The organism is Limnohabitans sp. DM1 (assembly GCF_001269385.1).
GTDB lineage: Bacteria > Pseudomonadota > Gammaproteobacteria > Burkholderiales > Burkholderiaceae_C > Limnohabitans_A.
Map to the genome: position 1 here is coordinate 1 of NZ_CXOO01000006.1, position 7,257 is coordinate 7,257.

The window sequence follows — 7,257 nt, forward strand, 5'->3', positions numbered from 1 at the left end:
TACACGGCGGGCATTACGGCTTTGCTGTGCCCGCTCAGTCGCCTTGGCGCAGGCTTGTTCGGCGCGATAGCCACGCTGGCCACGACCACGGCTGAGTTCGCGGCTGATGGTGCTGCGGCTCCTGCCCAATGATCGGGCGATCTCGGTGATGGTCTGTTTGGCTTTCAAGAGGCTGTGAATTTGATATCGTTCTTCTCGGCTGAGGTGCTTGTACATCTGGCAACTTGGACTTGGCGGTTTGAGTGGCCATGATGCCTTGACATCCTCAGCCACCCATCACCGGGTTCATCTTTGTTGCACCTCGTACTTGAATCCGCCCATGAAAAAACTAGTAATTATTTCGTCACTTCTTCCGCCCTTGGGTGTGCTCTTATGGGTTTTTTTCCGGATATTTATGGTTCCGGAGAATCACATTGGGCTTGAACCACGCCTGCTCATGAGCGCAGCGGTTTTTTCCATCGTCTCGGCTTGGTTGAATCATGGTGTGGTGCGTGTGTTGTCGTTTGTTGTATCAGTCTTGTTGGTTGGTGTGATTGCGTGGGCTGAGCATTTCAATCTATTGCTGCAGTATGAGGAATGGATTCGACTCGGAATGCCAGATAAACCGATCTGGACGCAGATCATTCGCTGATTGATCAACATATGTGACATGTAGAACGATGCTCGCAATTGGTTGACAGCGGATTTAGATCTATTCCTGACTACAGATGTAGTGTATTCAGTGTTGCGAGAAGTTCTTACAAATCTAAGTTTGAAACTTCGATTTGTAAGAACCCAAGCCAGCAAAGGGTTTGCAGGGCATCAGACGCAAAAAAGCCCCGCCAGATGCAGATCAGGCGGGGCTTCTGGTTGGAGGAGATGCCGATCAGCTCAGCAGCGCATTCACCCGCTTCACATAAGCCGCAGGGTCTGCTGGCAAGCCGCCTTCGGCCAGCAGGGCCTGGTCGAACAGGATGTGGGCCAGGTCGTGGAAGTGGACGGAGCCGTCGAGCTTTTTGACCAGCGCGTGCTCGGGGTTGACTTCGAGCACGGGTTTGACTTCAGGGGCTTGTTGACCGGCTTGCTTGAGCATGCGGGCCAGTTGCATGCTCATGCCGTCGTCGGTCACCACCAGGCAGGCGGGGCTGTCGACCAGGCGGCTGGTCACGCGCACGTCTTCGGCTTTGTCTTTGAGCGCTTCTTTGAGCTTGGCCAGCACGGGCTTGAAGGTTTCGGCGGCGTCTTCGGCGGCTTTCTTCTCTTCTTCGTCTTGCAGCTTGCCCAGGTCAAACGCGCCTTTGGCCACGCTTTGCAGCGGGGTGCCGTCGAACTCGTGCACAAAGTTGAGCGCCCACTCGTCCACGCGGTCGGTCATCAGCAAGACTTCGATGCCTTTTTTCTTGAAGACTTCGAGCTGCGGGCTGTTCTTGGCTGCGGCCAGGGTGTCGGCGGTGATGTAGTAAATCGCGTCCTGGCCTTCCTTCATGCGGGCTTTGTAATCTGCAAAGCTCACACTCACGGTGTCACTGGTGGTGGATGCAAATCGCAGCAGTTTGGACAAGCGGTCTTTGTTGCCAAAGTCTTCGCCCAGGCCTTCTTTGAGCACCGCGCCGAACTCGGCGTAGAACTTGGAATACTGGCCCAGTTTGGCTTTGTCTTCGTCGCTCAAAACATCCGTGACATCGGCAGAAGCCTCGGGCGCTTTGTCGTGTTTGGCCAAATCTTCCAGCATCGACAGCACGCGCTTGGTGCAGCCTTCGCGGATGGCTTTGACGTCGCGGCTTTCTTGCAGCAGCTCGCGGCTCACGTTCAGCGGCAGGTCGGCCGAGTCCACCACACCTTTCACAAAGCGCAGGTAGCTGGGCATCAGCGCTTCGGCTTCGTCCATGATGAACACGCGCTTCACATACAGCTTGATGCCTGCCTTCTTGTCGCGGTTCCACAGGTCTTGCGGGGCTTTGCCGGGGATGTAGAGCAGCTGGGTGTATTCGGTGCTGCCTTCCACGCGGTTGTGCGTCCAGGTCAGCGGGGCCTCAAAGTCACGGCTGATCTGTTTGTAGAAGTCGGCGTACTGCTCGTCGGTGATGTCTTTCTTGGGGCGGGTCCACAAGGCACTGGCCTTGTTGATGGTTTCCCACTCGCCGGTCTTGACCATGCCGCCGGGTTTGCGGCCAGCTTCTTCGTTGCTCGGGTCGATCAGCTCGCCGTCTTTCCACTCTTCCTTTTCCATCAAGATGGGCAGGCTGATGTGGTCGGAGTATTTGCCGACGATTTCCTTGAGCTTCCAGGTGTTGGCGTACTCCAGCGCTTCTTCGCGCAGGTGCAAGATCACGCTGGTGCCGCGCTCGGCGCGGGTGATGGTCTCGACCTCAAAGTCACCCGTGCCGCCGCTGATCCAGCGCACGCCTTCGGCCGCTGCTGCGCCTGCGCGGCGGGTCTCCACGGTGATCTTGTCGGCCACGATGAAGCCCGAATAAAAGCCCACACCGAACTGGCCAATCAGCTGCGCGTCTGATTTTTGGTCGCCGCTCAGCTTGCTCATGAAGTCCTTGGTGCCGCTCTTGGCAATCGTGCCCAGGTGGTCAATGGCTTCTTGCGCTGTCATGCCGATGCCGTTGTCGGTGATGGTCAGCGTCTTGGCGGTTTTGTCGAAAGCCAAACGCACTTGCAAATCGGGCGCGTCTTCGTACAGGGCGGTGTTGTTCAGCGCTTCAAAGCGCAGCTTGTCGCAAGCGTCCGAGGCGTTGGAGATCAGCTCGCGCAAAAAGATTTCCTGGTTGGAATACAGCGAGTGGGTGACCAGGTGCAGCAGTTGCGCGACTTCGGCCTGAAAGGCATGGGTTTGTTTGCTCATATCAATTCAACAGGTAAAAAACAAAAGATCAAAAAACCAAAACGCCCCAAACATGGGGTCGTTTGACGAGGTTTCAAGAGGAAGCGATTTGGATACTCAATGGATGGTTTTTTTGGACAGATACACCACATGGGGCAGGTGCTCGAAATGGGCGTCGCAGGTGAGCAGTTTCGCGCCTTTGTTCAGGGCAGTTGCGTAAACAATCGCATCGGCTGCTGCCAGTTTGTGGTCTTTGTTCAATTGGGCGGCCAGCAGGGCAATCGTTGTGTCCAGCGGGGTAACGACACATTCCAGCGTGTAGGCAATCACCTGATCCGCTTCGTCATCGCCCATTTCGCGCAGCATCCATTTGGACAATTCCAATTGAACCAGTGTGGGAACGATGCATTGATCTTGTGGGGGAAAGTGAGGCTCCATTCTTTTGCCAAGTGGCGTGAGCATCAGAAATTCGATCCACGCGGAGGTGTCCACCACACTCCAACGGGGCGAAGGTGCTGAAGGCATCACACCCGATCCTTGCGGTCGCGGTGCTCTTTGGATTTGGCGTTCTTCGCCAGGCCTGCCAAGTCCTTGAGTTCAGGCATGGGCATGAGCAGCATGCCCTTGCCTTTGGGAATGAACACAAATTTCTGGCCCGCCACCCAAGATTGTTCTTCTCGAACCCCTTTGGGAATCGAGATCTGGAATTTACTGGACAGGGTGGTGATGGCTGACATGCGCGGGCTCCATCGATCTTGTTTTGGTAAGAATCAAAATTCTACGCCTTGTCATTCTCTTCGTCAGTGCCATTCAAAAAGACTCGTTCGGCCCCAAATACCGCCAGGTTCCCGCAGGCATCTGCCCCAACTGCACACCGCCCATGCGGATGCGTTTGAGGCCCACGACTTTCAGGCCCACTTGTTCGCACATGCGGCGGATCTGGCGCTTTTTGCCTTCGGTCAGCACAAAGCGCAATTGCTCGGGGTTTTGCCAGTCCACCTTGGCGGGCTTGAGGGGTTTGCCGTCCAGGCTCAGGCCGTGGCGCAGGCGCTCCAGCAGCGCCTTGGGGAAGACGGCTTGCACGTTGGCACTCACGCGGTCGAAGTCGCCAATCACGGTGAGTTGGTTGGCCTTGCCGCCATAGGTGGCCGACGCGGCGGTGGCGGCAGCGGTGTTTTCGTGGCCGGTGTAGGCCACGCGCACCAAATATTCCTTTTCTATCTCCGAGTCTTCACCGATCAGCTGACGCGCCACGCGGCCGTCTTGTGTCAACACCAAAAGGCCCGTGGAGTCGATGTCCAGGCGTCCGGCCGGGGCCAAGCCGCGCAAGTGCGGCGGGGTGAAGCGCAGCTTGGACGGGTCGCCGCCCCAGTGGCTGCGCGGGTTGATCAGGGTGATGGCGGGCTCGTGCCCGTCTTCGGCCTGGCCGCTCACATAGCCCATGGGCTTGTGCAGCAAGATGGTGACTTGCCGATCTTGCTGTTGCTCGGCGGCTTTGTCGATGGTGATGCGGTCCGACAGCGTGACCTGCTGGCCCATGGTCGCGGGCTGGCCGTTGACCATCACCCAGCCTTGTTCGATCCAGGCATCGGCTTCGCGGCGCGAGCACATGCGCAGCTCGGCCATGCGTTTGTTCAGGCGCGAGGTGCTGCTGGGCGCGGCGGTTTGGCCTTTGCCTTCGGGGCGGGGGGCGCGTTTGAAAGCGGGGGGCTGGGTCATGTGAGGTATCAAAAGGGGCAGGAATGGGCCAAATCGGCCGGAGGCCAATTGTCCCTCTTTTACAACTCAGAACTGGGCCGTGCGCAGCCCGTTCAGGTCCAGGATGCGCAGGCCGCCGTATTCCACGCGGATGAGCTGACGCGCTTCCAGCACGCGCAGGGCTTCGTTCACACGCTGGCGCGACAGACCGACCAGATAGGCCAGCTCTTGCTGGGTGATGCGCAACACCTCGCCCACACCAGAAAACAGCACCGGGTTAAACAGTGCCGCCAAGTGGCGGGCCAGGCGCAGTTCGGGGTTGTTCATGCGGTCCAGTTCGCGGGCGGCGATGAACTGGCCCAGACGCTCGTTGAGTTGGTTCATGATGAAGCGGTTGAAGCCCAGCGAGTGGTCGACCAACCAGTGGAACGTGTCCACCGGCAAGCCCGCCACCACACTGGCGCGCAGGGCCTGGATGTTGTAGCGGTAGACCTCTCGCTTGAGGGCGGTGCCCTCGCCAAACCAGCCGCCCGGCGGCACGCCGGTGAAAGTCATGGTTTGACCGCTTGCGGTGTCGCTGCTCATCTTGAGCAGACCGGAAATGACGCCAAACCAGTAGGTGACCGGACGCCCCACTCGGCACACATAATCGCCGGCCTGCGGATCGCTGACCACCAGTTGCGGCACGATTTCTGAGCGCTCTTGCGCTGTGAGCAAGCTCAACCAGGGAATATCCTGCTGCTCCGCTGCGGTGGGTGCGCGTCTGCGCTGGTAAACGGTGGGGTTTGTAAGCATTTGGTGAACAAGCCGTCAGACTCGGGTCAGTTGTGCTAGGGGTCTTCCCTAAATTGTCGTTCAAACGACAACTTGACGTCAAATGAATGCCTAACATCCGGCCCAGTTCAGTCGCATTGCATTCAATGCACCGTTTTTGGAGACAGGTCAGGTCATGCAAACAACGTTTCCCCGTTTGATGCTCAAGCATGCTGCCGAGCGCCCCACGGCGCCCGCACTGCGCGAGAAGGAATATGGCATTTGGCAAACCACCAGCTGGTCGGATCTGGCCCGCTTGGTCCAGTCCGTGGCCTGCGGTTTGCACCAGGCAGGCTTGCAGCGCGGCGAGCACCTGATCGTGGTCGGCTCCAACCGCCCGCGTCTTTATGCCACCATGCTGGCCGCGCAGTCGCTGGGTGCGATTCCTGTGCCGCTGTACCAGGACGCGGCCGCTGCCGAATGCGTGTTCCCCATCACCAACGCCGAAGTGCGCTTTGCCGTGGTGGAAGACCAGGAGCAGGTCGACAAGATGCTGGAAGTGCGCGAGCAGTGCCCGCAGCTGACGCACATTTATTACGACGATCCACGCGGCTTGCGCAAGTACACCGAAGACGGCTTGGGCTCGCTCGAAGAGCTGATTGCTGCAGGCGGGGTGTTTGCCCAGCAGCATCCACAGTTCTTCAAAGAAGAAGTTGAAAAAGCAGCCTACACCGATGTGGCGGCGATGTTCTTCACCTCGGGCACCACGGGCAACCCCAAGGGTGTGGTGCACACGCACAGCTCCTTGATCGACCGCGCTGAAGCGGGCGCCGAGTTTGACAAGCTGACCAGCGCCGAAGACGTGCTGGCCTACATGCCACCCGCCTGGATCGGTCAGAACATCTTCAGCTACGCGCAGTGGCTGGTGTGCGGTTATGTGGTCAATTGCCCAGAGTCCTCGGCCACCGTGACCATCGACCTCAAAGAGATTGGCCCCACTTATTACGGTTCTCTTGAAATTTGAGTGGGTAAGCTTCTGCCATATTGATCAACTTTTGAGCGTGAATTGATGACTGCCAAGCTGTTTGAATCTGCCCTGGGCATCACTGACCCGTGGTGCGTTGCCTCGGTTGAGTTCGACGAAGGTGCCAAGACCTTGACGATATTGATTGACTTCAAAGTCGGCAGTCGCTTTGCAGTCTCGGGTCACGATGGGCTGCATGGTGTGCACGACACGGTGGCCAAGACGTATCGGCACCTGAACTTCTTTCAACACGAGTGCCATCTGCAAGTTCGCACGCCTCGCGTGAAACTTCCCAACGGTTCGGTGCGGTTGGTCGAGCCTGATTTTGCCGGGCGACTTAATGGCTTCACCTTGCTGTTTGAAGCCTTCATTCTGATGCTGTCTGGCCAGATGCCATTTGCCGCCGTCTCGCGTCTTGTCGGGGAGTCGCCGCACAAGGTTCTGGCCGTGTGCGAAAAGTATGTTGAGATGGCCTGTGGCTTGGCAGATCRCTCGGATGTCACGGCACTGGCGATTGATGAGACTTCGCGTGCCAGGGGACACAGCTACGTCACGCTGGCCGCTGATGCCGTTGCCAGGCGCGTGTTGTTTGTAACCGAAGGGCGCGATGCTAAAACCATCAAGGAACTGGCGTCCTACCTGGAAGACCATGGCTGCCCGTGCGAAAACATCATCCAGACCAGCATCGACATGTCGCCCGCCTTCATCTCGGGGGTTACCCAGCATTTGCCCAACGCCCGGATCACGTTTGACAAGTTTCACATCATCGGTCACGCAAGCACTGCAGTGGACAAGATGCGCCGGATCGAGCAGAAGACCGACAAGTCTCTCAAGGGCATGCGCTGGACTTTGCTCAAAGACACAGCCAAGCTCAAACCGGAGGCGGCAGCTGAACTGGATGCGTTGATGGCCAAGATGACCGTCAAACGCACGGCCAGGGCGTGGTCCTACAAAGAGCAGTTGCGTGAGA

Annotated in this window: 8 protein-coding genes and 1 pseudogene; 3 read left to right on the top strand and 6 right to left on the bottom strand. The window is 58.0% G+C overall.

Annotated features, from left to right (window positions below; translation table 11 throughout):
- Positions 1 to 216: helix-turn-helix domain-containing protein (locus tag AMM33_RS01170; RefSeq protein ID WP_194945159.1), on the bottom strand; the 216-nt coding region annotated here is incomplete at its 3' end.
- Between the two features lie 103 nt (positions 217 to 319).
- Between AMM33_RS01170 and AMM33_RS01175 the strand changes: the two genes are divergently transcribed.
- Complete coding sequence (locus AMM33_RS01175; RefSeq protein ID WP_090138063.1) at positions 320 to 631, top strand: LEPR-XLL domain-containing protein; 312 nt, start codon at positions 320 to 322, stop codon at positions 629 to 631.
- 234 nt (positions 632 to 865) lie between these two features.
- Here the strand turns inward: AMM33_RS01175 and htpG are convergent, their stop codons facing one another.
- The 5 genes from htpG to AMM33_RS01200 form a co-directional block, all read right to left on the bottom strand.
- A complete protein-coding gene (htpG, locus tag AMM33_RS01180; RefSeq protein WP_090138065.1) occupies positions 866 to 2,833 on the bottom strand; it encodes a molecular chaperone HtpG in 1,968 nt (655 codons plus the stop codon).
- 96 nt (positions 2,834 to 2,929) lie between these two features.
- Entirely contained in the window at positions 2,930 to 3,337 is a 408-nt protein-coding gene (locus tag AMM33_RS01185) for a type II toxin-antitoxin system VapC family toxin (protein ID WP_090138066.1), read from the bottom strand.
- On the bottom strand, positions 3,337 to 3,549 hold the full coding sequence (locus AMM33_RS01190; protein WP_090138068.1) for an AbrB/MazE/SpoVT family DNA-binding domain-containing protein: 213 nt from the start codon (positions 3,547 to 3,549) through the stop codon (positions 3,337 to 3,339). The genes AMM33_RS01185 and AMM33_RS01190 overlap by 1 nt, the downstream gene beginning before the upstream one ends.
- Positions 3,550 to 3,622: 73 nt before the next feature.
- The gene (locus AMM33_RS01195; RefSeq protein ID WP_090138069.1) at positions 3,623 to 4,531 is read right to left on the bottom strand and encodes a pseudouridine synthase; all 909 of its coding nucleotides are present in this window, start codon (positions 4,529 to 4,531) and stop codon (positions 3,623 to 3,625) included.
- A 66-nt stretch (positions 4,532 to 4,597) separates the two neighbouring features.
- Positions 4,598 to 5,305, bottom strand: coding sequence for a Crp/Fnr family transcriptional regulator (locus AMM33_RS01200; protein ID WP_090138071.1), 708 nt, complete (start codon positions 5,303 to 5,305; stop codon positions 4,598 to 4,600).
- A 154-nt stretch (positions 5,306 to 5,459) separates the two neighbouring features.
- On the opposite strand from AMM33_RS01200, the pseudogene AMM33_RS01205 reads away from it, so the two are divergent.
- Positions 5,460 to 6,269, top strand: a pseudogene (locus AMM33_RS01205) (AMP-binding protein); the annotation flags it as partial.
- A 63-nt stretch (positions 6,270 to 6,332) separates the two neighbouring features.
- Positions 6,333 to 7,257, top strand: a 925-nt coding sequence (locus AMM33_RS01210; protein WP_090138073.1) for an ISL3 family transposase, incomplete at its 3' end; no start/stop codon positions are given.